This is a genomic window from Cupriavidus sp. FW305-3-2-15-C-LB2, from assembly GCF_058787575.1.
In genome coordinates this window covers 40,588-61,537 of record NZ_JBYSZW010000030.1, presented here as the reverse complement: position 1 = coordinate 61,537, position 20,950 = coordinate 40,588, and the positions used below count along the sequence as shown (strand labels likewise).

At 60.2% G+C, this 20,950-nt stretch carries 21 protein-coding genes; 13 read left to right on the top strand and 8 right to left on the bottom strand.

All coding sequences use genetic code 11. The features are described from left to right. Positions 1-33: 33 nt before the first annotated feature. Complete coding sequence (locus AC3WRR_RS21195) at positions 34-1,131, top strand: Leu/Phe/Val dehydrogenase (protein ID WP_492298052.1); 1,098 nt, start codon at positions 34-36, stop codon at positions 1,129-1,131. A 195-nt stretch (positions 1,132-1,326) separates the two neighbouring features. On the opposite strand, the gene gstA is transcribed toward AC3WRR_RS21195, so the two are convergent. Then, positions 1,327-1,959, bottom strand: a complete 633-nt coding sequence (gene gstA, locus AC3WRR_RS21190) for a glutathione transferase GstA (RefSeq protein ID WP_011616604.1) — start codon at positions 1,957-1,959, stop codon at positions 1,327-1,329. Positions 1,960-2,095: 136 nt separating this feature from the next. Here gstA and AC3WRR_RS21185 point away from each other — a divergent pair, with 136 nt between their 5' ends. Next, positions 2,096-2,479, top strand: a complete 384-nt coding sequence (locus AC3WRR_RS21185) for a winged helix-turn-helix transcriptional regulator (protein WP_011616605.1) — start codon at positions 2,096-2,098, stop codon at positions 2,477-2,479. Between the two features lie 152 nt (positions 2,480-2,631). Here AC3WRR_RS21185 and AC3WRR_RS21180 read toward each other — a convergent pair whose 3' ends face one another. From AC3WRR_RS21180 to AC3WRR_RS21170, 3 genes are all read right to left on the bottom strand, one after another. After that, positions 2,632-3,453 (bottom strand): ABC transporter permease, encoded by an 822-nt coding sequence (locus tag AC3WRR_RS21180; protein WP_492298049.1) that lies wholly within the window; start codon positions 3,451-3,453, stop codon positions 2,632-2,634. Between the two features lie 3 nt (positions 3,454-3,456). After that, entirely contained in the window at positions 3,457-4,305 is an 849-nt protein-coding gene (locus AC3WRR_RS21175; protein ID WP_011616607.1) for an ABC transporter permease, read from the bottom strand. Between the two features lie 93 nt (positions 4,306-4,398). After that, positions 4,399-5,424 carry an ABC transporter substrate-binding protein gene (locus AC3WRR_RS21170; RefSeq protein WP_037025618.1) on the bottom strand — a complete coding sequence of 342 codons (1,026 nt, stop codon included), beginning with the start codon at positions 5,422-5,424 and terminating at the stop codon, positions 4,399-4,401. A gap of 390 nt (positions 5,425-5,814) precedes the next feature. Here AC3WRR_RS21170 and AC3WRR_RS21165 point away from each other — a divergent pair, with 390 nt between their 5' ends. The 4 genes from AC3WRR_RS21165 to argE all read left to right on the top strand — a co-directional run bounded on the left by AC3WRR_RS21165 (position 5,815) and on the right by argE (position 9,228). Then, positions 5,815-6,228 (top strand): RidA family protein, encoded by a 414-nt coding sequence (locus AC3WRR_RS21165; RefSeq protein WP_010812548.1) that lies wholly within the window; start codon positions 5,815-5,817, stop codon positions 6,226-6,228. Between the two features lie 6 nt (positions 6,229-6,234). Then, positions 6,235-6,906 (top strand): DUF1028 domain-containing protein, encoded by a 672-nt coding sequence (locus AC3WRR_RS21160; RefSeq protein ID WP_454750895.1) that lies wholly within the window; start codon positions 6,235-6,237, stop codon positions 6,904-6,906. A 109-nt stretch (positions 6,907-7,015) separates the two neighbouring features. Continuing rightward, a complete protein-coding gene (locus tag AC3WRR_RS21155) occupies positions 7,016-7,990 on the top strand; it encodes a LysR family transcriptional regulator (protein ID WP_354681834.1) in 975 nt (324 codons plus the stop codon). A gap of 62 nt (positions 7,991-8,052) precedes the next feature. After that, on the top strand, positions 8,053-9,228 hold the full coding sequence (argE, locus tag AC3WRR_RS21150) for an acetylornithine deacetylase (protein ID WP_492298046.1): 1,176 nt from the start codon (positions 8,053-8,055) through the stop codon (positions 9,226-9,228). 47 nt (positions 9,229-9,275) lie between these two features. On the opposite strand, the gene AC3WRR_RS21145 is transcribed toward argE, so the two are convergent. Both AC3WRR_RS21145 and AC3WRR_RS21140 read right to left on the bottom strand, forming a co-directional pair. Beyond that, entirely contained in the window at positions 9,276-10,421 is a 1,146-nt protein-coding gene (locus AC3WRR_RS21145; RefSeq protein ID WP_492298044.1) for an alpha-hydroxy acid oxidase, read from the bottom strand. Between the two features lie 108 nt (positions 10,422-10,529). Continuing rightward, positions 10,530-11,783 (bottom strand): flavin-containing monooxygenase, encoded by a 1,254-nt coding sequence (locus tag AC3WRR_RS21140; RefSeq protein ID WP_439669669.1) that lies wholly within the window; start codon positions 11,781-11,783, stop codon positions 10,530-10,532. A gap of 411 nt (positions 11,784-12,194) precedes the next feature. Here AC3WRR_RS21140 and AC3WRR_RS21135 point away from each other — a divergent pair, with 411 nt between their 5' ends. From AC3WRR_RS21135 to AC3WRR_RS21110, 6 genes are all read left to right on the top strand, one after another. Further along, positions 12,195-13,343, top strand: a complete 1,149-nt coding sequence (locus tag AC3WRR_RS21135; protein ID WP_492298074.1) for an ABC transporter ATP-binding protein — start codon at positions 12,195-12,197, stop codon at positions 13,341-13,343. A gap of 93 nt (positions 13,344-13,436) precedes the next feature. After that, positions 13,437-14,414 carry an NAD(P)H-quinone oxidoreductase gene (locus AC3WRR_RS21130; protein WP_439669670.1) on the top strand — a complete coding sequence of 326 codons (978 nt, stop codon included), beginning with the start codon at positions 13,437-13,439 and terminating at the stop codon, positions 14,412-14,414. Positions 14,415-14,434: 20 nt separating this feature from the next. Next, positions 14,435-15,055, top strand: coding sequence for a glutathione S-transferase (locus AC3WRR_RS21125; protein WP_492298042.1), 621 nt, complete (start codon positions 14,435-14,437; stop codon positions 15,053-15,055). 17 nt (positions 15,056-15,072) lie between these two features. Then, the gene (locus AC3WRR_RS21120; protein ID WP_454750891.1) at positions 15,073-15,534 is read left to right on the top strand and encodes a type II 3-dehydroquinate dehydratase; all 462 of its coding nucleotides are present in this window, start codon (positions 15,073-15,075) and stop codon (positions 15,532-15,534) included. 78 nt (positions 15,535-15,612) lie between these two features. Further along, a complete protein-coding gene (locus AC3WRR_RS21115) occupies positions 15,613-16,569 on the top strand; it encodes a 2-hydroxyacid dehydrogenase (protein ID WP_492298040.1) in 957 nt (318 codons plus the stop codon). A 310-nt stretch (positions 16,570-16,879) separates the two neighbouring features. Further along, entirely contained in the window at positions 16,880-17,281 is a 402-nt protein-coding gene (locus AC3WRR_RS21110; RefSeq protein ID WP_492298072.1) for a YybH family protein, read from the top strand. Positions 17,282-17,411: 130 nt separating this feature from the next. On the opposite strand, the gene AC3WRR_RS21105 is transcribed toward AC3WRR_RS21110, so the two are convergent. Then, positions 17,412-18,191, bottom strand: a complete 780-nt coding sequence (locus AC3WRR_RS21105) for a hypothetical protein (RefSeq protein WP_439669674.1) — start codon at positions 18,189-18,191, stop codon at positions 17,412-17,414. A 499-nt stretch (positions 18,192-18,690) separates the two neighbouring features. Here AC3WRR_RS21105 and AC3WRR_RS21100 point away from each other — a divergent pair, with 499 nt between their 5' ends. Next, positions 18,691-20,370: a DUF262 domain-containing protein gene (locus AC3WRR_RS21100; protein ID WP_439669675.1), complete on the top strand. Its 1,680-nt coding sequence runs from the start codon at positions 18,691-18,693 to the stop codon at positions 20,368-20,370. A gap of 300 nt (positions 20,371-20,670) precedes the next feature. Here the strand turns inward: AC3WRR_RS21100 and AC3WRR_RS21095 are convergent, their stop codons facing one another. After that, positions 20,671-20,892 carry a DUF1484 family protein gene (locus tag AC3WRR_RS21095; RefSeq protein WP_041687977.1) on the bottom strand — a complete coding sequence of 74 codons (222 nt, stop codon included), beginning with the start codon at positions 20,890-20,892 and terminating at the stop codon, positions 20,671-20,673. Positions 20,893-20,950 lie beyond the last annotated feature (58 nt).

Genomic DNA, 20,950 nt, shown 5'->3' with positions numbered 1-20,950 from the left:
AAGGCAGAGCTACAGCTTTGCATTCCCCACGTCATGGAGAAGAAGTTGAACGACCGTACCCACGCGGCGGCCGCTGTCCGCCTTTTCGGCACCGGCGAAGGCCTGTCCCACGAGCGCGTAACGCTCGCCACCGATCCGGAATCCGGCCTGCAGGCCATCATCGCCATCTACAACACCAGACTGGGCCCCGCATTCGGCGGCTGCCGGTACTGGGCCTATCCCGCCGAAGCCGACGCGCTGTCCGATGCGCTGCGCCTGTCACAGGGCATGGCCTACAAGAACGCCCTCGCCGGGCTGCCGTTCGGTGGCGGCAAGGCGGTGATCCTGCGTTCCCCGGCGCAGACCGACCGCAAGCAACTCTTCCGCGCCTTCGGCCGCATGATCGAGTCGCTGCAAGGCAGCTATATTACGGCCGAGGATGTCGGCACGACGGTGGACGACATGTGTGCCGTTCAGGCCGAGACCCGCTACGTCAGCGGCATGCCGCGCGACGGCGGCTTCGGCGGCAATCCCTCGCCGTGGACGGCATACGGCGTGTTCGTCGGCATCGAGGCGGCGGCGCTGTATCGCCTGGACCGCAAGTCGCTCGCCGGCTTGTCCGTGGCCGTCCAGGGACTGGGTTCGGTGGGCTGGGAGCTTTGCCGCCGTCTCCATGAAGCGGGCGCCACCCTGACCGTGGCCGATATCGACGCCGGCCGCACGACGCAGGCGCAACAGCAGTTTGGCGCCCGCGTCGTATCGCCGGAAGCCATCACGGCCGTCGACGCCGATGTATTCGCGCCTTGCGCGCTGGGTGCCGTCATCACCCCGGCCGTGGCCGAAAGCTGCCGTTTCCGGGCCATCGCCGGCGGGGCAAACAATCAACTCGCTTCGCTCGCCGAAGGTGACATCCTGCACCAGCGCGGGATCTTCTATGCGCCCGACTTCCTCATCAATGCCGGCGGCATCGTGAGTTGCGCCCGGGAATACCTCGGCGGTGTCGACGACTCGGACCTGCGCGACGAAGTGGCAGGCATCCGCGAACGGGTGCTCAGGCTGGCGCAACGCGTGGAGTCGACCGGCCAGGCGCCGGCGCGCGCGGCGGTGACATGGGCGCACGAGGTGTTGTCGCGTGGCATCGGGCCGAACTGAGCGTCGCGTCGACCAGGAGGAAGCCGATGAACGAATTCCCGAAGCCCCACAGTTCGACCAGCGCCAGCGCTGGTTGATGTGCTGGCTGGGGAATACGCACGGGCGCGAGCGGAGACGGCGCGGCTGATTTAGGCAGCTACCAACGCATAGCCGCCATTGGCCTCGTGAACGCGGCTTCTTAGGTGAACCGAAGCCTTACCTGAGGCCTTCGGTATCCAGGGACTTGCGCACAGCCGGCCGCTCCCGCATACGGAGATACCAGGTCCTGAGATTCTCCAGGCCGTCGAAGTGGATGTCGGTCTTGTAGACCGACTCAAGCCACTCGGCTTGGCCCCATTGGGTTAGGGAATAAAGGTAGGCGTCGGCGACAGTGTAGGTGTCACCCATCAGATAGTCGCGGCCGGCGAGTTTCTCGTTAAGCCAGGCGTAACGCTTTTCCAACTTCGGCTTCGCAGTCTCGACGCCGTACTTGCCCGCCAGCCTCGCATAGAGCAGCGGAATGAAGCCCTTATGGATCTCGGAAGTCAGGAAGCTCAACCACTCCTGCAGACGATAGCGGTCGATGGTCCCGTTCGCCGGGGCCAAGTTCGACTCGGGTTTCATATCTGCCAGATACTGAACAATGGCCGGCCCCTCGCACAGCCGCGTGCCGTCGTCGAGTTCAAGGAGTGGGACGTAGCCAAAAGGACTGAGTTCGAAAAAATCGCGACCGTCTTCAGTTTCGTGAGTTTTGTAGTCCACCTTCGCGAGGGTTACGTCCAGCCCCAATTCATTGAACACGATGTGGGGCGACAGCGAGCAAGCACCCGGAATGTAGTACAGCTTCATTTCATATCCCTAAAGGTCATCGCAAAGCGGCGTGCCTTGCTGATGGATCGAATGATGCTGAAGATGGTATAGAAAGGGAAGAAGGCACTAAAATGTGGTGTAGGTACATTTTTTATACCTATGACTGAGAGGCTCCATGAAGACGGCTGTGTCGGGATGTTCGGTAGAGGAAGCAATGCGCCTGCTGGGCGGCCGGTGGCGGCTGCTGATCGCCTCGTACTTACTCGAAGGGCCGAAGCGTTTCAACGAACTGCGAAGAGAGATGCCAGACATTTCGCAGCGCATGCTCACCCTGGACCTGAAAGCACTTCAGGAAGTCGGCCTGGTGAAGAGAACAGCGTTTCCGACTGTTCCTGTTACGGTGCAGTACGAACTGACAGAGGATGGCGCGCGCCTTGCGCCTGTTGTGGAGGTGATGCGGGAGTTTGGGCTTTGGGTGAAGAGCCGGCCAAGGCCACCGCAGGCGCCAGAACCATATCCATTAGCCCACGAAAATCCGGCCGGCGGCGTCGTGCAATAGCAGAAGCGTCGTCATGGACGTGGCCATCAAGACAGGTTCTCATAAAGGGGGGCTTTGCCGACTACGCCGCCCCTGTGTGGCAGTGAGTGCCGCGGCGCCGCCACGCGCTGAGGCAGCCCGCCATTGGCGCGGCTTTCAGCAGCGCATGCCGGTCAATGCCCTTCCTCGATATTGAGGATTCTCCCCAGGCCCAGGAAATAGTTTGCAAAGGCAAGCACGCTAGCCGTCACGGCTATATAGACAACTGACAGCGCGGCCAGCGTCGGATCGGCAAACTCCCGCACATAGTTGTACATGGAAACGGGCAGCGTCTGCGTGTCTTGCGTCGTGACGAAAAGCGATGCGGTTAATTCACTGAACGACATGATTGCCGCAAACAACCAGCCGCCAAACAGCCCCGGCGCGAGCAGCGGAATCGTAATCGTGAAAAGCACCTTCAGCGGCGACGCACCGAGGCTTGCTGCCGCCTGTTCCAGCCTTGCGTCCAGGTTTTCCATGGAAACATAGACGCTCTTCAGCACGAACGGCAGCACCAGCATCACGTGACACAGGATGACGACGCCATATGAGCGGTGTATGGAGGCCTGTGATACCAGGATGAGCAGGCCCAGCCCCAGCGTGAAGTGCGGCACCACGAGCGGGGAATGCAGGATGGCCAGCAGCGTCTGCTTGCCGGGGAATTCCAGCCGTTTGACGGCAATCGACAGGCAGGTCCCGATCACCAGCGCAATCAACGAGGACCATCCGGTGATGACCAGGCTGGCGCGGAATCCATCTCGAAAATCCGGATAACTGAAGACGCGTGCAAACCATGTCAGCGAATAGGATTCAGGCGGGAAAGTGATGATCGCCTTTTCGTTGAAGGCGGCGATCGTCACCACCACGACCGGCAGCAGCACGAATGCAAGCAGGATGGCGACGAGCAGCGGGCCCGCGACACGCAGCGGCAAAGGCAAAGCGCTTTTGATTCTCATTTCTTAGTGTCCTCCAACGACTTTCAGTCGCTTGGTGAACAGCCCCAGGGAAAAGAGCGCTGCGGCCGTCAGCAGCAAGCCCATCACACTCAGGCTGGCCGCCAGCGGGAAGTTCATGGAAGCGAAGCCAAGCTGGTACACCAGTGTCGAAACCGTCGGCACGCGGCCTCCGCCTATCATCTGAGGCGTCGCAAAGGCGCTGAAGGTCCAGGCGAACGCAGTTGTGATGCCAGCCAGAATACCCGGCATCGAAAGCGGCAGCGTGACCGTGAGGAAGGTCCTGACCGGGCCGGCACCCAGGCTCTGGGCGGCTTTTTCGTAGTCGCGATCGATATGCGAAATTGCCGTGGCAAGCATCAGGACCACGACGGGAATCGTCACGTGCACCAGCGCGACCAGCACGCCCAGGTGTGTGAACATGAGTTCCAGTGGCCAGTCGATCAGGCCGAGCTTTCGCAGCGCGCCATTGATGAAGCCATTGCTGCCCAGGACGGCGATCCAGGAGTAGGTCCGCACGATTTCCCCCAGAAACAGGGGCGTGATGGACACCACGAGGATGAAGGACTTGAGCGCCCGACTCCTGACGCGCACCAGGGCATAGGCCAGCGGGTACGCAACCAGCAGCGAAAACACGGTCGTCTCCACGCTCAGCCACAAGGTGTTGGAGAACGCGTCGAGATAAATCGACTTGGTCAGGTCGCTGAAGTTGGCGAACGTGAATCCGCCGACGTCCAGGGAGCCGGGCACATACGCCCGGAAGCTGAACTGCAGGACCGCAATCAACGATACTGCGATGCACAGCGCGACAAGTACTGCCGGGGAGACCAACCAGGCTCGTGAATCGGGGCGCATTCTTAAACCTTATTCCAGATGCTCAATCGGCGAGGGAGGATCGGCGCGGTGCATTGCCGCGGCGACCCTCCCTCCACACTCTTGCTAGCGGGCTCAGTTCATGACGTTTTCAGTGAACCACTTGCGCCATTCCGCAGTCTTCTCGGCGCGCAGCTTGTGGTCCACGAGGATGGCCTTGTCCCACTGCTCCTTCGTCGTGAACACGCCGGGCAGCTTGGCGTCTTCAGGCGAAACCCTGGCGTCGTCGACGACGGGGCTGGCCTTCTTCAAGGCCACGATCTTCGACTGGACTTCCGGGGACAAGGCGATGTTCATGAACTTGTAAGCCAGATCGGCCTTGGTGGAGCCCTTCGTGATGGCCATGGTATCGATGCCGAGCACAGCGCCTTCCCTGGGCGTGACCAACTTGACCGGCACGCCCTGGCTGATCATGTGATAGGCGTTGATCGACAGGATGACCTGCACGGGCGTTTCGCCGGTGGCGATCAGCTGCTGCGCATTGGCGTCATTGGTATAGAACGCCTTGAAGTTGGGCTTGAGCGCCTTGAGCTTGTCCTGCCCCTTTTCCCAGCTTTGCGCATCGCCACCCGACAGCATGGCGGAAACCGCGACCACGTGGCTCGGATCGAAGTCAGGCACGCCAATCTTGCCTTTCAGGGCCGGGCTCCACAGGTCGTTCCAGCTCTCGAACTTGACGCTGGGCGGCACCAGGTCGGCGCGATAACCGATGGTATAGACATAGGCCCAGCTGCCGATGTGATACGGGCTGATCCTGGCGCGCTCGACAAGATGCTTGTAATTCGGAATCTTGCTCGTATCCAGCTTTTCAAAGAGATTGCCGTTGGCGTAGAGCCAGCCGACGTGGGAAGTCGTGAAGGTAACGTCGCTCTCGGGCTTGGAGGCAAGCTTCGCCTTGTTCAGGCGGTCGATGGTGCCGCCCGTGATGTACTTGACCGGCACGCCGGTTTGCCGCGTGAATTCCTTGCCGATGCTTTCATCGATGAGGTCGCGGAAACTGCCGCCCCAGGTGCTCACCACCAAGGCTTCCTGGGCCCATGCCGCCGTACTGCCAAGCGTGGCGGAGAGCGCGCAAAGTGCCAAAAGCTTGCGAATCGTCATTTACTAACCCCCAATCGAAAAGATAAACATCTGATAGAACTGGAAATACGCTTGAACGTGCCACCGGGAAATGCAATCACAAGCAGCGACGCGTTGCTGACGCAACGACGTTGACGCAATGACTTCGAATTACGGAGCCTATGATGTGAAAGTCGTACCAGGCGGCCAAGTCGGCTTTTTCGTAGGGGTGCCTCACATTTCCCGATGGGGTTGTGGATGGTTCCGCCGTCTGGAGCAGGTTAGCGGTCGTGTGAGGTTCGGTGGTATTCGGAAATTCCTAAACGGCCGGCAGGAAAATACAAATGGCGCCGCCAGCGGCTGCACATGACCATGCAGTCGGGTGCATCGCCCCCAATCTCCCGCCACCTGCCGAATCGATCCGAATCGACCATGAAGCATACCCGCATCCGCACCTTCAACACCAAAGTCACCTACCCGGAACAGAATCTGGACAACGACCTTTGCCAGGCCGTTGTCGCGCGAGGCCGTACCGTTTTTCTGCGAGGGCAGATCGGCCAGAACCTCGACACCTCGGAGAGCGTGTGCATCGGGGACGTCGCCGGACAGGCGGAGCAGGCCATGGCCAATATCGCGATGCTGCTCAAGGAAGCCGGCGGCGAGCTCGAGGACATCTGCAAGATCACGATCTACATCATCGACCCTCGCTACCGCGAGGCGGTGTATCGCGTCGTGGGCCGCTGGCTGAAGGGTGTCTTCCCGGTCTCGACCGGCATCGTCGTATCGGCCCTGGCCCGCCCCGAGTGGCTGGTAGAGATCGACGCCACCGCTGTCATCCCCGACTGAGCTGCCATGACCTTTTCCATCATTGCACGGTGCCCCGCCAGCGGCCAGTTCGGCGCCGCCGTGGCGTCCTCGTCACCGGCGGTTGCCTCGCGCTGCATCCGCGGCCGCAAAGGGGTCGGTGCAGCCGCGAGCCAGAACATTACCGACCCGGATCTGGGGCCCCTCGCCCTGGACCTGATGGCCAGCGGCCTGACGCCGGAACGCGCCCTCGCGGAACTGCAGAAGCGCCCCCATATCGAGTATCGCCAGCTCATGGCCATCGACGCGCACAACCCGCCAGTGGTTTTCACGGGTGCCAGGGCGCTCGGCACCCTGGCAAGCGTGGTCGGCACCCATGCCGCATGCGCGGGCAACATGCTGGCGACGCGTGAAGTGCCCCAGGCCATGCTGTCGGCCTTCGAGCAGACCGAAGGCGCGCTCGCGGAACGGCTGATGCAGGCCATGCTCGCCGGCCAGGCCGCCGGCGGCGAGGAAGGTCCGGTGCACTCGGCAGGCCTGCTGGTGTACGATGCGCAAAACTGGCCTGTCGTGGATCTGCGCCTGGACTGGGTAGAAAACGACCCGGTCGAGGCCCTCCATGCCGCCTGGCAGGTTTACGCGCCGCAACTGAAGGACTATGTCAAGCGAGCGCTCGATCCCCGCGCGGCGCCCAGCTTTGGCGTTCCCGGAAACCTGTGACCAGTCCGACGCATCGAATGAAGCGTGACAGCGCCGGTTAGGCAGCCGGCACTCGAAAGGGCAAACCTTCTCCAGTACACTGGATCGTTCCCCTTTTCCTGATCTCGACATGCTCAATCGCATTTCCCTGCGCCAGATGGAGTATTTCGTCGCAACGGCGAAGCATGGCAGCATCGCCGCTGCGTCGACGCAAATCCATATCTCCTCTCCCTCGATCTCCGCAGCGATCGCCCATATCGAGGCCGAACTGGGCGTGCAGCTGTTCGTGCGCCATTCTTCCAAGGGCATTGGCCTGACCACCATCGGCAAGCTGGTTCTGCATCACTGCGAAGATATGCTCGGACGGTCGTCCCGACTCTATGAAATCGCCTCCGATTCGAGCGACGTCATCCAGGGCACCTTGCGGGTGGGAAGCTTCCAGTCGCTCACGGCAATGATTGCGCCCGAGGTCATCTTCGGCTTTTCGCGCGCCTTCAATAAAATCGAGCTGCAGATGGTCGAAGGCGATCAGGAAGTCTTGATGAACAAGCTCCATGCGCTTGAGATCGACGTGGCGATCACCTACGACCTGCACCTTGAGGACGACATCCAGTTCGAGAGCCTGGCGACGATGCCGCCCTATGTCCTGGTGAGCGAGGTCCATCCGCTGGCGCAGCAGAAGGTCGTCTCCTTCGAAGAGCTGGCGCCCGAACCCTACGTCCTGCTCGATATGCCGATGAGCCGGGACTATTTCACCTCCCTGTTTGAAAAGGCAGGCGTGACGCCGAACATCGCGGCGCGTTCGCAGTCCACGGAAGTGGTCCGGTCCATGGTCGCCAACGGCATTGGCTACGCACTCTTCAACGTGCGCCCCAAATCCGATCAGTCGCTCGATGGAAAGCGCATGGTGCGGGTCCGCCTTGCCGGTACCCATCGGCCCATGCTGCTCGGCCTGGCGACTTACAAGCCGATGAAACAGTCAAGATTGACGAGAATCTTCATGGAACGCTGCCGCGCTTATATCTCCGACCAATACATCCCCGGAATGAGCGCTCCAAGTTTCTTCGATCCCCATATAGCAGCGCCGCTGAAATCGGCGTCCTGAAGCGCCGCCAGCCGCATCGGTCATGCCGTGTTTCGGCAATGCCCCCTCAAGAAGGGCCAGAGATGGAAAATCAAGCCTCCTCCGCAAGCGTCTCTCTCCTGGAAACGCTCATTTCTTTCGCATCGGTTTCCCTGACGCCAAACATCGCGCTCATCCACAAGGTCCAGGACATCCTGGCGGAAGCCGGCATCGAATCGATGCTCGCGCCCGACCCGCAAGACCCCAGCCGCTCCAATCTGTTTGCGACGGTCGGTCCGGTGGGCGTTCCGGGCGTCCTGCTCTCCGGCCATACCGATGTGGTGCCGGTGGAAGGCCAGCCCTGGACTTCGCCCCCGTTTGAGGCAACGCACCGGGATGGCCGCATCTACGGACGCGGCACAGCCGACATGAAAGGCTTCGTGGCCTGCGCCGTCACCGCCATGGTGGCGGCCGCCCGGCAGCCGCTCCGGCGCCCCTTGCAGCTGGCGCTGTCCTTCGATGAGGAAATCGGCTGCGTAGGTGTGCGCCACCTGCTGCGCCGCCTGGAGCACAGCCTCCCCGCACCCTATCTGTGCATTGTCGGCGAGCCGACCCTGATGCGGATCGGCACCGGTCACAAGGGCAAGGCTGCCTACCGGGCGGTCTGCTGCGGCCAGGCCGGCCACTCAGGCCTGGCGCCCAGGTTCTTCAACGCCATCCACATGGCCAGCGACCTCGTCGCATCCCTGCGGGACGTGCAGCGTGAACTGGCGCAAAGCGGCCCGCGCGAGGAGGGCTACGGCGTGCCCTACAGCACGGTCCACGCCGGCGTCATCCACGGCGGCCGCGCCTTGAACATCGTGCCCAGCGAATGCGAAGTCAGCTTCGAGATTCGCAACGTCTCGGAAGATAAACCCGAGCAGATCCTGAGGCGCGTCCTGGAACGCCTGGCCGAGCGCGTCAAAAAAGAGGCGCTGGATCCTGCGGCGCCGTTGCCAGACATCCAGATGACGAACAGCTATCCCAGCCTGAACACGCGCGAGGATTCGCCTGCTGTCGGCCTGCTCGCCTCGCTGCTCCCCGCGGGCACCCCATGCGCCAGGGTGGACTATGGCAGCGAGGGTGGATTGTTCCAGCAGAGCTGGAACGAAACGCCAGTGCTGATCTGCGGCCCCGGGAGCATTGAAGTCGCACACAAGGCCGACGAGTATGTGGAGCTGGCGCAGATCGAAGCCTGCGACCGCATGCTGGCCGGCCTCGTCGAATTTCTATGTCGATAAGTCCTGGCATCCTGGCCAGCTTTGGCCCGGACGCCTCACGGACGCTATCAAAATGAAGTCAGCAGGATGCTGCGATCGACCGACTGGATATCCGTCTTGCCGCAAAACGCCATGGAGAGATCGAGCTCGTTCTGAATGATGCTCAAGGCCGTGGTCACGCCTAGCTCGCCGAGGGCGCCCAGGCCATACATCATGGCGCGGCCGATATACGTGCCACGCGCCCCGAGCGCGATCGCCTTGAGCACATCCTGGCCCGAGCGGATGCCGCCATCCATATGGACTTCCACCCGATCCCCGACGGCTTCCACGATGCGCGGCAATGTGGAGATCGATGACGCGGCACCGTCCAGCTGGCGCCCACCATGGTTCGACACAATGATGGCATCGGCGCCGCTTGCCAGCGCCAGCCGCGCATCCTCGGGGTCCTGGATGCCCTTGACGATCAGCTTCCCATCCCACCGCTTCTTGATCCATTCAATATCGTGCCAGGACAGACGCGGATCGAACTGCTCCTGAGTCCACTCCACCAGCGACCCGATATTGTCGACGCCCCTGGCATGCCCGACGATATTGCCGAACTGACGATGTCTGGTACCCAGCATGCCCATGCACCAGCGCGGCTTGCTCGCCATGTTCACAAGGTTGCGCAGGGTCGGCTTGGGCGGCGTGGACAGACCGTTCTTCTTGTCCTTGTGCCGCTGGCCGAAGACCTGCAGGTCCATCGTGACCACCAGCGCCGAACAATTGGCATTCCTGGCACGGTCGATCAGGCTTTCGACAAAGGTCCGGTCGCGCAGCACGTACAGCTGGAACCAGAACGGATGGCGCCCGGTCGCTTCCGCCACCGCCTCGATCGGGCAGATGCTCATGGTGGACAAGGTGAACGGAATGCCGTGCCGCTTCGCCGCGCGCGCGGCCAGGATTTCTCCATCGGCGTGCTGCATGCCGGTCAACCCGGTGGGCGCGATCGCCACCGGCATGCTGACCGGCTGGCCCACCATGGTGCTGGTGGTGCTGCGCTCGGTAATGTCCACCGCCACCCGCTGGCGGAATTCGATACGCTGAAAATCCGCCTCGTTGGCACGGTAGGTATATTCGGTCCACGAACCGCCGTCGACATAGTCATAGAACATGCGCGGCACGCGCTTTTTCGCCAGGCTGCGCAGGTCTTCAATGCACGTCATCTCGGCCATGGGAACTCCCTTGAAAAAAACAAAAAGCTGCCGGATCGCCCGATCCGGCAGCTCGTGCGTGCAACCTCGTTACCAATGACAGGTCACCGTGCAGCCTCAGGAACAGGCTCAAGACCGCTCATACGTCATATATCCGTTCTGGAGCACGATATGGTCAGCGATGTATTTCGCATCGTGCCAGACGCCATAGATGAAGGACGACGCCCGGTTGACCAGATTCGGCAGGCCCAGGAAATAGATGCCGCTTTCCGCGGAGATGCCGCGCTTGTGGAACGGATCGCCCTTCTCGTCGAAGGCATTCTTCACGTTCAGCCAGTTGAAATCAAACTTGAAACCGGTCGCCCAGAGGATCGTGGTGATGCCGGCTTCAGCCAGGTCGAGGTTGAGGATCGGGTGCTTGAGGCACTCCGGGTCCGGCAGCAGCTCCCAGGCGTCAGGTTCCGGCGGAAACGGCAGGCCATTCTCTTCGATATAGGCATCCGCTTCGCGCAGCACGTCGAAGTAGGCGCGGTCGCCTTCGGCGATGTTCTCGGGCAGGCCTGGCTCGAATGTCATGACGCCATCCTTGTAGGATTGGGTCAGGCCGACCAGGTTGATGCCCGCGTGCGCCAGGCGCCGGAAATCGACGGTCTTGCCGCCTTCATAGCCGCTCACGGCGAAAGCGACGTGCGCCTTCTTGGGCCGGATCCTCACTTCATCCCACAGGCCGAGGGCGCCCAGCCACCAGCAGTAGTCACGGCCACGGTACGCGCGCGGCGGGCGGTAATGCTCGCCGACCGAGAGATAAACCGTCTTGCCGGCCTGGCGCAGCTCTTCGGCGATCTGTGAGCCGGAAGCGCCCGCGCCCACCACGAGCACCCCGCCTTCCGCCAACTGGCCCGGATTCTTGTAGGCCGAGGAATGCAGCTGCCGGATTTTTTCGCTCTCAGGCACGATCTTCGGATAGGCTGGCTTCTGGAACGGGCCGGTTGCGGCAACCACGTTGTCTGCCTCGATGATGCCGTCGGAAGTCGTCACCCTGAATCCGGGACGCCCTTGATGCCGTTCCACCTGCCTGACTTCCACGCCGGTACGGACCGGCGCCTTCAGCATGGCGGCATAGCTCTCGAAATACTGCGCCATGCGCTCTTTCGACGGAAAGGTCTCCGGCGAGATGCCCTCGAATTTCATCCCGGGAAAACGGTCATGCCAGGCCGGTCCATTCGCGACCAGAGAATCCCAACGTTCCGAGCGCCAGCGTTCTGCGATTCGGCTGCGTTCCAGCACGACATGCTGCACACCCATGTGCGCGAGATGCTCGCTCATCGCGATGCCCGCTTGGCCAGCACCGACCACCACGGTGTTGATTTTTTCCACTGACATTTGAATTTCCTAAGAATGATCGCCCCGGTCAGTCGCCCCGGCACGGAAGCTTCGACGGCAAGGCGTACTGGCGCCCTGGGGACATCGCTCATCGATGGTGGCCAGTTTGATGAAGCCCACCTCGTTTGAAAATCACGTTTTTCAAACTCAGCACTTAGGAAAAAGTAAAGCGCGGGCCGAAGGGCTCGGCACTGCCCCCCGCACCCGCGCACCACAAGGCGTTCCCGGCCATCGCATCCGCGCCGCCTGCGCCTGAAAACGGGCATTTCGTTTTTTCCGAGGGACCGCATCAGTTTCGGCAAAGTCCCGATACTGGCTGTTTGACTTATCCTGCTTGCCAGTACCAGCTCGGCCTCGATGTCATTGGGCCCAAGCCTGGAGCACGGCATACTCCTCAATCTCTGTACACCTATGAACGTAGCCAACTCCGAGCCTGCCGCACAGCAACCCCACGCACAGCCCGATACCGCAGTCAGCCTGGAAAAGGTGGTCAAGAAGTATCACGACCACACCGTGCTGCACGAGCTCTCGCTGAAGATACGACGCGGGGAATTCCTCACCCTGCTGGGCCCGTCCGGCTGCGGCAAGACGACGCTCCTCAACCTCATCGCCGGCTTTGCGGAAGCCGACACCGGCGAGATTTTCATCGATGGCCAGCCGGTGACCTGCGAGCCGCCGCACAAGCGGCAGATCGGCATCGTCTTCCAGAACTACGCGCTCTTTCCCCACATGACCGTCGAGCGCAATATCGGCTATGGCCTGCGCATGCGGGGCGTGGGCAAGGACGAAATCGCACAGCGCGTGAAGCAGGTGATGGACCTGGTGAAGCTGGACGGCCTCGGGCACCGCAAGCCGCGCGAACTCTCGGGCGGCCAGCAGCAGCGCGTGGCGCTGGCGCGGGCGCTGGTGATCCAGCCCAAGGTACTGCTGCTGGACGAGCCCTTCTCGGCCTTGGACAAGAACCTGCGCGGCTCCATGCAGGTAGAGATCCGGGAAATCCAGCGCCGCTTGCGCCTGACCACGGTATTCGTCACCCACGACCAGGGCGAGGCGCTGGCCATGTCCGACCGGATCGCGGTGATGTCGAACGGCATCATTCGGCAGATCGCGTCGCCGGCCGATCTGTATCAGAACCCGCAAGACCCGTTCGTGGCGTCCTTCCTGGGCGACGTGAACATCCTGCCGGCGCATTATCACGGCCAGACGGCAACGGATGTGCAACTGCGCCTGGGCTCGGGGCTCATCAGCTTCCCGCATGCCCGCCTGGCCGACGCATCGCACGACGGGGAAAGGCTGGACGTGTACGTGCGCCCGGAGCACATCAAGCTTGAGCATCTGCATGCCGAATCGGTGTTGAGTGGCACGGTGATCAATCACGTCTACCAGGGCGATCACATCAATACGTTCATCGACGTGGACATTCCGATGACGGCCCGTCAGGTCGTCACGGTGCGCAGTGCAGGCCTGGGCGCCATGCAGCAATGGCCCATCGGCTCGGTCGCGGGACTTGCGCTGCCCGATGAGGGCGTCAGCATTTTCAGTCCGCAGAAGCGGACGTAAGAACAGATGCAAGCTCGCATCGCGAAGGCATGACACAACGCGTCAGACAACGCCGCCTGAGAGAACACACACATGACCAGTCTTCCCCGCTCCATGCAAGCCATCATCGCCCGTGAACCCGGCGACGCCGGTGTGCTAACGCTGGCCGAGCGCCCCATGCCCGAGCCCGGTGCTGGCGAAGTCCTGCTGCGCGTGCTTGCCGCCGGCGTCAACCGGCCCGACATCATGCAGCGTCAAGGTATCGCGAAGCCCGCGCCCGGAATCACCGACGTGCTCGGCCTGGAAGTCTGCGGCGAAGTGGTGGCCTGCGGCCCCGGTGTGGACAGTCAGCTGATGGGCCAGCGGCTGATGAGCCTGGTACCCGGCGGCGGCTATGCGCCGTGGTGTACGGCGCCGGTCGATCAGTCCTTCATCGTGCCCGGCACGCTTTCCGATGCCGAGGCAGCCGCCTTGCCCGAGGGGCTGTTCACCGTGTGGCACAACCTGTTCGAGCTGGGCCGCCTGACCATGGGTGAAACCGTCCTGATCCACGGCGCAGCCGGCGGTATCGGCACGCTCGCGATCCGGATGGCGCATGCCGCCGGCGCAACCGTCATCGCCACGGACAACGACGAAAGCCGTTTTCCGGAACTGCGCGCCATGGGCGCCGACGCGACGATCTGCTGGCCCACCACCGATTTCACCAAGGCCTGCCTGGAGTACACCGATGGGCGCGGGGTCGACGTGGTCATCGACATCGTCGGCGGCGACTATGTCCGCCGCAATCTTGCCGCCATGGCCTTCGGCGGCCGCCATGTCAGCCTGTCCTTCATGCAAGGCTCGGCGGTCAATGTCGAACTGCTGACGCTGATGCAGCGCCAGGTGAGCCTGCACTCGTCCACCATGCGCCCCCAGAGCCATTACGAAAAGACCCGGATGGCCCAGAGCCTTGCCCGCCATGTCATCCCGCTGCTGAAAAACGGACGGGTCAAGCCGCGCATCCACGCCACCTTCCCGCTCGCGGAGGCGGTCGCGTCCCACCAGATGCTGGAAAGCGGCAAGGTCTTCGGCAAGCTGGTCCTGATCCCCTAGAGCCTGTCATCCAATCAAGCATGCTGAAACTTCTTTTCGCTCCGACCTCGCCATTCGTGCGCAAGGTCATGGTCTGCGCACACCTGACGGGGCAGGCCGGATCCATCGAGTTGCTGGACAGCGCCGCCCATCCGGTGCGGCGCGACCCGCGCATCGCGGCCCACAACCCCCTCGCCAAAGTCCCGACGCTGCTCCTCGAAAATGGCCAGGCCATCTATGACAGCCGGGTGATTTGCGAGTACCTGGCCAGCCGGGCAGACGCCGCGGACATCTTTCCCGCCTCCGGCCCCGCGCGGTGGACGGCCCTGACCCGCCAGGCGCTCGGCGATGGCCTGCTCGACGCCGCGCTGCTCGCGCGCTACGAACGGACCGCGCGCCCCGAGGAAGTCCAGTGGCCCACGTGGCGCGAAGCGCTGCTGACGAAAGTCAGCGCCTGCCTCGAGTCAATCGACGCTATCGCACCGGACCTGGTGGAAGAACAGCCCACCATCGGTGAAATCACCATTGGCTGCGCGCTGGGATATCTGGACTTCCGGTTTCCCGAACTCGATTGGCGCGCCCGATACGGCAACGCGGCACGCTGGAATGAGGCTTTCCAAAGCCTGCCCGCCATGCTGGCCACGCGCCCCCACGAAGGTTGAGATACAGAGGTCAGAACATGAGCGAGAGAATCACCATCTGGTTCCTGAACGGCCCCAACGCCAATCTTTATGGCCTGGACGCCAACAAGACCTACGGCAGCGACAGCTTTCCGGTGCTGCAGTCACGATGCGAGCAAAAGGCCGCGTCGCTGAATGCCGACCTGCGCTTCTTGCAGTCGAACTACGAGGGACAGCTGGTCGACTGGATCCAGGAAGCGCGCGGCGTGGCGGACGGCATCATCATCAATGCGGCCGGCCTGACCTACTCGTCGATTCCGATCCTCGATGCCTTGCTGTCTTTCCCCGGCAAGATCATCGAAACCCATATGAGCAATATCTGGAAGCGCGAGCCGTTCCGCCACCACTCCTACATCTCAAAGGTGGCGGATGGCGTGATCGCCGGGCTGGGCGGCGACGGCTACGAATTCGCCATCGAGGCCGTCACGCGGCTGGTGCAGAAGGGCAGAGCAGCGGTTTGATTTCCATGCGCACGCGGAACGGCAGCAGGATGTACTCTCGCTGCCGTCCTTGCCATTATTCTCAAGGCAGTTGCCAAGATGCCAATTTCTGAAGACACCCCCTCGGGCGCGCTGGCTTTCTACAGCGCCTTCGACGATTTCGACACGTGGAAGCGCGCGCTCCAGGCCCAGCTCCCGAATCTGAAAGTCATTCACTCCAGCGAAATCACCCGGCCGGCCGACATTCACTACGCGCTCGCCTGGAAACCGCCGGAAAATTTCTTTGCCGAAATGACGAACCTGCGCCTGATCGTCAATCTGGGGGCGGGGGTTGATTCACTGGTTCAGCGGCAGGATCTTCCCCAAGGCATTCCGATCACACGGCTCACGGATCCGCAGATGGCGCGCATGATGGCGGGATACGTGCTGTTCTCCGTGCTGCGGCACGCCCGGGACATCCCGTACTTCGAGCAGGCGCAGCGGCGGGGCGAGTGGGCCTACCGTCATCCCCGTTCTCCGGAAGACATCCGCGTGGCGGTTCTGGGGCTCGGTCAGCTGGGCGCGAAAGCGGCCCACGAACTGCAGCGCCAGGGGTTCAAGGTGATCGGCTGGTCGCGCAGCCCGGCGCAAATCGAAGGCGTGGAATGCTTTGCCGGACTGGAAACGCTCGACACCGTGCTCGGACAGGCGGACATTGTCGTCGTGATGCTGCCGCTCACGCCGCAGACGGCTGGCATCCTGGATCGCGCGCGACTCGAGCGGCTGCCGCGAGGCGCGGCCTTCATCAACGTTGCGCGGGGCGCACTGGCCGATCAGGCGGCGCTTACGGACCTGCTCCAAAGCGGCCACATCGGCGGGGCAACCCTGGACGTTTTCGAGCGGGAACCTTTGCCTGCCGGGGATCCGCTGTGGAGCATGCCTAATGTGCTGATCACACCCCATCTGGCTTCGGTGGCGATTCCGTCGTCTGCGGCGAGGCAGATTGCGGAGAATATTATTCGGGTTTCCGCTGGTGAAGCGCCGGACAACATCATTGATCCAGCACGCGGGTATTGAGGGATGGGCTACGTCCGGCGCAATGCGCCGGACGTGTGGAAGGGACGAGAGACGCGATCAAAGTGGAGCGAAGCGGTTCTGGCTAGGGGGCGAAGCAGGGGACTCGGGTCGCGAGCCGAGTTGTTCCAATGCGGCATGCCGCTGTGCGTCCACCGTCAGTACCTTGCCGTTGAGATGAATCACGTCTGCGTTCTCCGCGGCAGCGAAGATCGACGTCCCTGCCACCTGCCCGCCGCGAACGTCAGTGTCAGGGCGCATCTGACGGATCGCATCATTATTATTGTTCTCATGGTCCGGTGTCTTCTCCCTTGTGCTTGTTCTTGGGTCCGCATGCAGTGCCCTCCCGGAAATCACTGCCGAGGATTTTGATGCGTTAGTGGCAATCTATGCCGACGACGCGATGCTCGTTGTCAAGCCGGGCATGGTGGCAAACGGCAAGGAGCGAATTCGCCGCGCATTCGTAGCGATCGCCGAGCCCTTCAATCACAGCATGAACGTCAGTCAGGGCGAGACGGTCGTACTGGAGAACGGTGATACGGCTCTTGTGATCCTGGAGACCGTACTCAACTCGCTCGATGCAGCGGGTTCTGCCGTCGCAACGACCAGACGTGCGACGTACGTTTTTAGGAAGAGGGCAGAAGGCAATAGGCTCTGTGCGATCGATAATTCGTACGGGACCGATCTGAATCGTCTGGTGCTGGCTGGCAAGTGACCTCTGTTAGTCGCGAGCCGGCCTTATTTCTGACCCTTACAAGGGTAAAAGCTACAGGCGCCGCTGCTACGTGTATCCGTTGGCCATGCAGTCTATCGCATCAGTCGCAAGGAGCTCTCTGGTGAGCGCCCTAGTCGGATAATCGTTCCGCGAGACGGGCTATTACATGGGGAAGATCATCAAGCTTATCAAGGTTGCGACGATGAGGAAATGCCATTGACAACTTCTGATCTAATGGAACGGAGCACGAATCAATCGCCATAAAGTTTCGCATTGATTCTCGTTCGTCGATCAGTTTCAGTGCAAGAGCAAAGCCAAATCCCCTTGGGAAGGATGATCGCAGTTCGAAAAGCTTTGCGCCGTTCTTATCGAAATTTCGATCTAATGCACAGAACATGCGTATGACAAAGTCTCGCGCTGATACTCCCGCGTACGGAGCAAAGTCCTCATCGCAGAGAAAATCAGAGAGCGAGAGCCGGGAGGATGTCGCTCGATCTATCACGAGCTCCGCCGCGAAAGTAGCAAGCGCACCAAGCGCCTGATAGAACTGGGTCCTAGTACCATGTTCTAGAATGTAGTTTATTTGGGTGTAATAAGCACAAAGTTCACCTTCGATCTGTCCTCCTGTCCAGAATGCGGGATCCGTTGGGTTACTCCTCCTCCGAAGCATATGATGTACAGCATGCCCAAGCTCATGAGAAATTAGCTCTACAGGAGTAGGAAAGAACTTCGGAAGAAAGACCGCTCCGTCCTCAACGTCACAAGCGAGATAGAAGGCTTCGACATCATCGCTATGATTGAATTGACTGACTTTGACGGCCACTCCATCCATGCCTTCGTCAAAGAGTTCCTGTACAAATGCCTTTGCTGCTGCGATGTGCTCATCCGAAAGTAATATGGGTGCACCCATTGCTTCAAGCGAGTCAGAGATTACTCTAACTGTCGGAATGTCTAGTCGCATCCGATTGTAGGCCTCTGGCCACGGGGGCAACCTGTTCGGGAATCCGCTCGTATGCCATGCCGAAGTCCCTTGCTCATGTAACAGACGGTTTGCGGTGTCTCTGCCTTGGAACGAGCACGCAGAATTTTCGGTTATCTTCAGCCTTTTTCTTTCGAACTCAATGTACTGTGGCGTCGGCATACATGGGCCCTGATGGTTGTGGTCATTCGGCGGACCAAGATATCGCAACGCGTGTGCTAGATCAAGCGAAGCAGTTCTGAGTGCGAAGGCTTCTTTTCTAAGGCCAGGACGGTACTGGGTCGTGATCGATGTGCGGCATTATTGTTCTGTGCGGGGGCCGTCAGCCCCACAGGCGGCAGGACCCCCTACGAAAGTCGGGGTGCGTCAGTTGCTCCCTATCAGGCACCATTCGTTCGTCGTATCTTCTTTAAGATACCTGGGGGGGCAAATGTCGCAAGTCCAAGAAATCAGTATCCAGCTTGACGGAATTAGTAATGTACTGAAAACGCGCAGGTTCCGCGTGCCTGCATATCAGCGTTCTTACGCATGGGAGGCTGAACATGTTGAGGCGCTACTCACAGACATTAGCGAGGCAATCAGAGGCGACGAGAAAGAGTACTTTCTAGGCTCGATTGTTGTCACCGGTCCAGTGGACCGTCGATTCGAAGTGGTTGATGGTCAGCAGCGACTAACCACAGTGAGCCTTTTGATCTCAGCAATTCGCGACAGATTTAGACAAGATAATGACACCGAGGCCGAAACGTCCATTAGAAACGACTTCTTGGCCAGTGTGGACCGTAAGACGAAGGAACGAGAACCGCGCCTTGTTCTCAATGAGGTGGACAACGAGCTCTACCAAGAACTAATTGAAGATCGTTCGGCAATCGAGGCCGAGAGGTTCCCGCGGCAGTCTCATAAGCGGCTACTCTCCGCAGCAGCATGCATGCACCAGTATGTGGACGATCTATGCCAATCCTCAAAGGACTCCGAGGAAACTCTGCACGAGTGGCTAGATTATCTGGAAGCAAACCTGAAGGTTATTTTGGTGACTGCGCCAGATGATAGTAATGCGTTCGTGATCTTCGAGACGCTTAATGATCGCGGGCTCGAACTCGCAATTTCGGATCTGCTTAAGAATTATCTTTTTCATCGGTCTGGAGATAAGATTGAGGAGACAAAGAATCGCTGGCTATCGATGGTAGCAGTATTGGAAAGTGCGTCCGAGGATCCGCTAATCGTTACCTATCTCAGGCATTTTGCGATGTCGAAGTACGGCCTGGTCCGGGAAAAGGATTTATTTGGTATTATTAAGAGGCGAATTACAAGCAAAAAGCTTGCTCTTCAGTTCTCAACAGATTTGAGTAATACTGCTCGCACTTATGCGGCGTTGATCAATACGGATCATGAATCATGGTCTGGATACGATAGTGCAACCAGAGATGCGGTTCACACTCTAAATCTTCTTGGGATGGTTCAAGTTCGTCCGCTTCTTCTGGCCATCCTGGACAAATTCGAAAAGAAGAAGGTTGCTGCGGCGTTTAAGCGATTGGTCGCTGTGGCAGTAAGATTTCAGATTGTTGGGGGCGCTGGTGGTGGTACATTGGAGCGTATTTACAGCGATGCTGCGAAAGGTGTAGCAGACGGCAAGCTAACATCCATCGATGAAATATTAAGAACGTTCACTACGTTGCCGACTGACTCTGCCTTTATTTCGGCGTTCAAAGTGACATCCATTTCGAAACAGGCTTTAGCTCGATATTATCTACGTGCAATTGAGACCGCTTCCCAGAATTCTTCGGGAGAGTTGACGCCGAATACAGACACTGCACGTGTCAACCTTGAACATGTGCTGCCGGTTACGCCGTCGGCTGGATGGCTGAAGCATTGGAACGTTGATGATGCAAAGGCATACCATCGCCGCCTCGGTAATTTGGCGATTATGTCGTCAAAAATCAACAGTACAATTGGGAACGAGAGCTTCGAGACAAAAAAAGCTGAACTTGATAAGTCTAATTTTCATTTTACGAAAATGATAGCTCTTTATAAGAAATGGGACCAGTCTGCGATTGAGGACAGGCAATCGCAGATGGCAGAGATTGCAGCGAAAGTATGGTCGGTCAAGAAGTAAAGTTCGTTTTGCGGACGGAGACAGCCTAGAGAATATCGCTGTCCGGATCGAGTGCACTGCGATCCGGCAAAAGCCGACTGTCTTTGGTCGCAGAACAGTCGATCGCCGCGCGCTCGCTGAGTGTCCTGCAATGGTCCGTAAACTGCCTGCGCAGACAGGGCTGCCGGATGCCGCCTGGTGGCCGATATGCCTCAGTCCAAGCAGCAGACCAAGTACCATCCCTGGAAAAATAACCGCAGCCGAAGCTGCGGTTATCCCATCCCGCCGGAGCAACACCCCCGGCCACATCAGCACCACTAATCACTCCACCGGACAAATCTCCCCCGCCGTCCGGTCAAACTTCGCCTTAATCATCGCCACCAGACACCGGATACCAAAGCAAGCATCCGAACATTCGCTTTCCACTTCCAACAGCACTAGCACCCTGTCCAATCCAGCACTGATGCAATTCAGCGATTCGCGACAATCTTCCGGATTGGCGATCAAGACGGTTTGTTGTTTCGACGCGGTTTGCTCTTCCATTGCGAACTCCTATCAAAGTTGGAAGACCCGCCTGATGGATAAAAATGAAGGGTGGCGG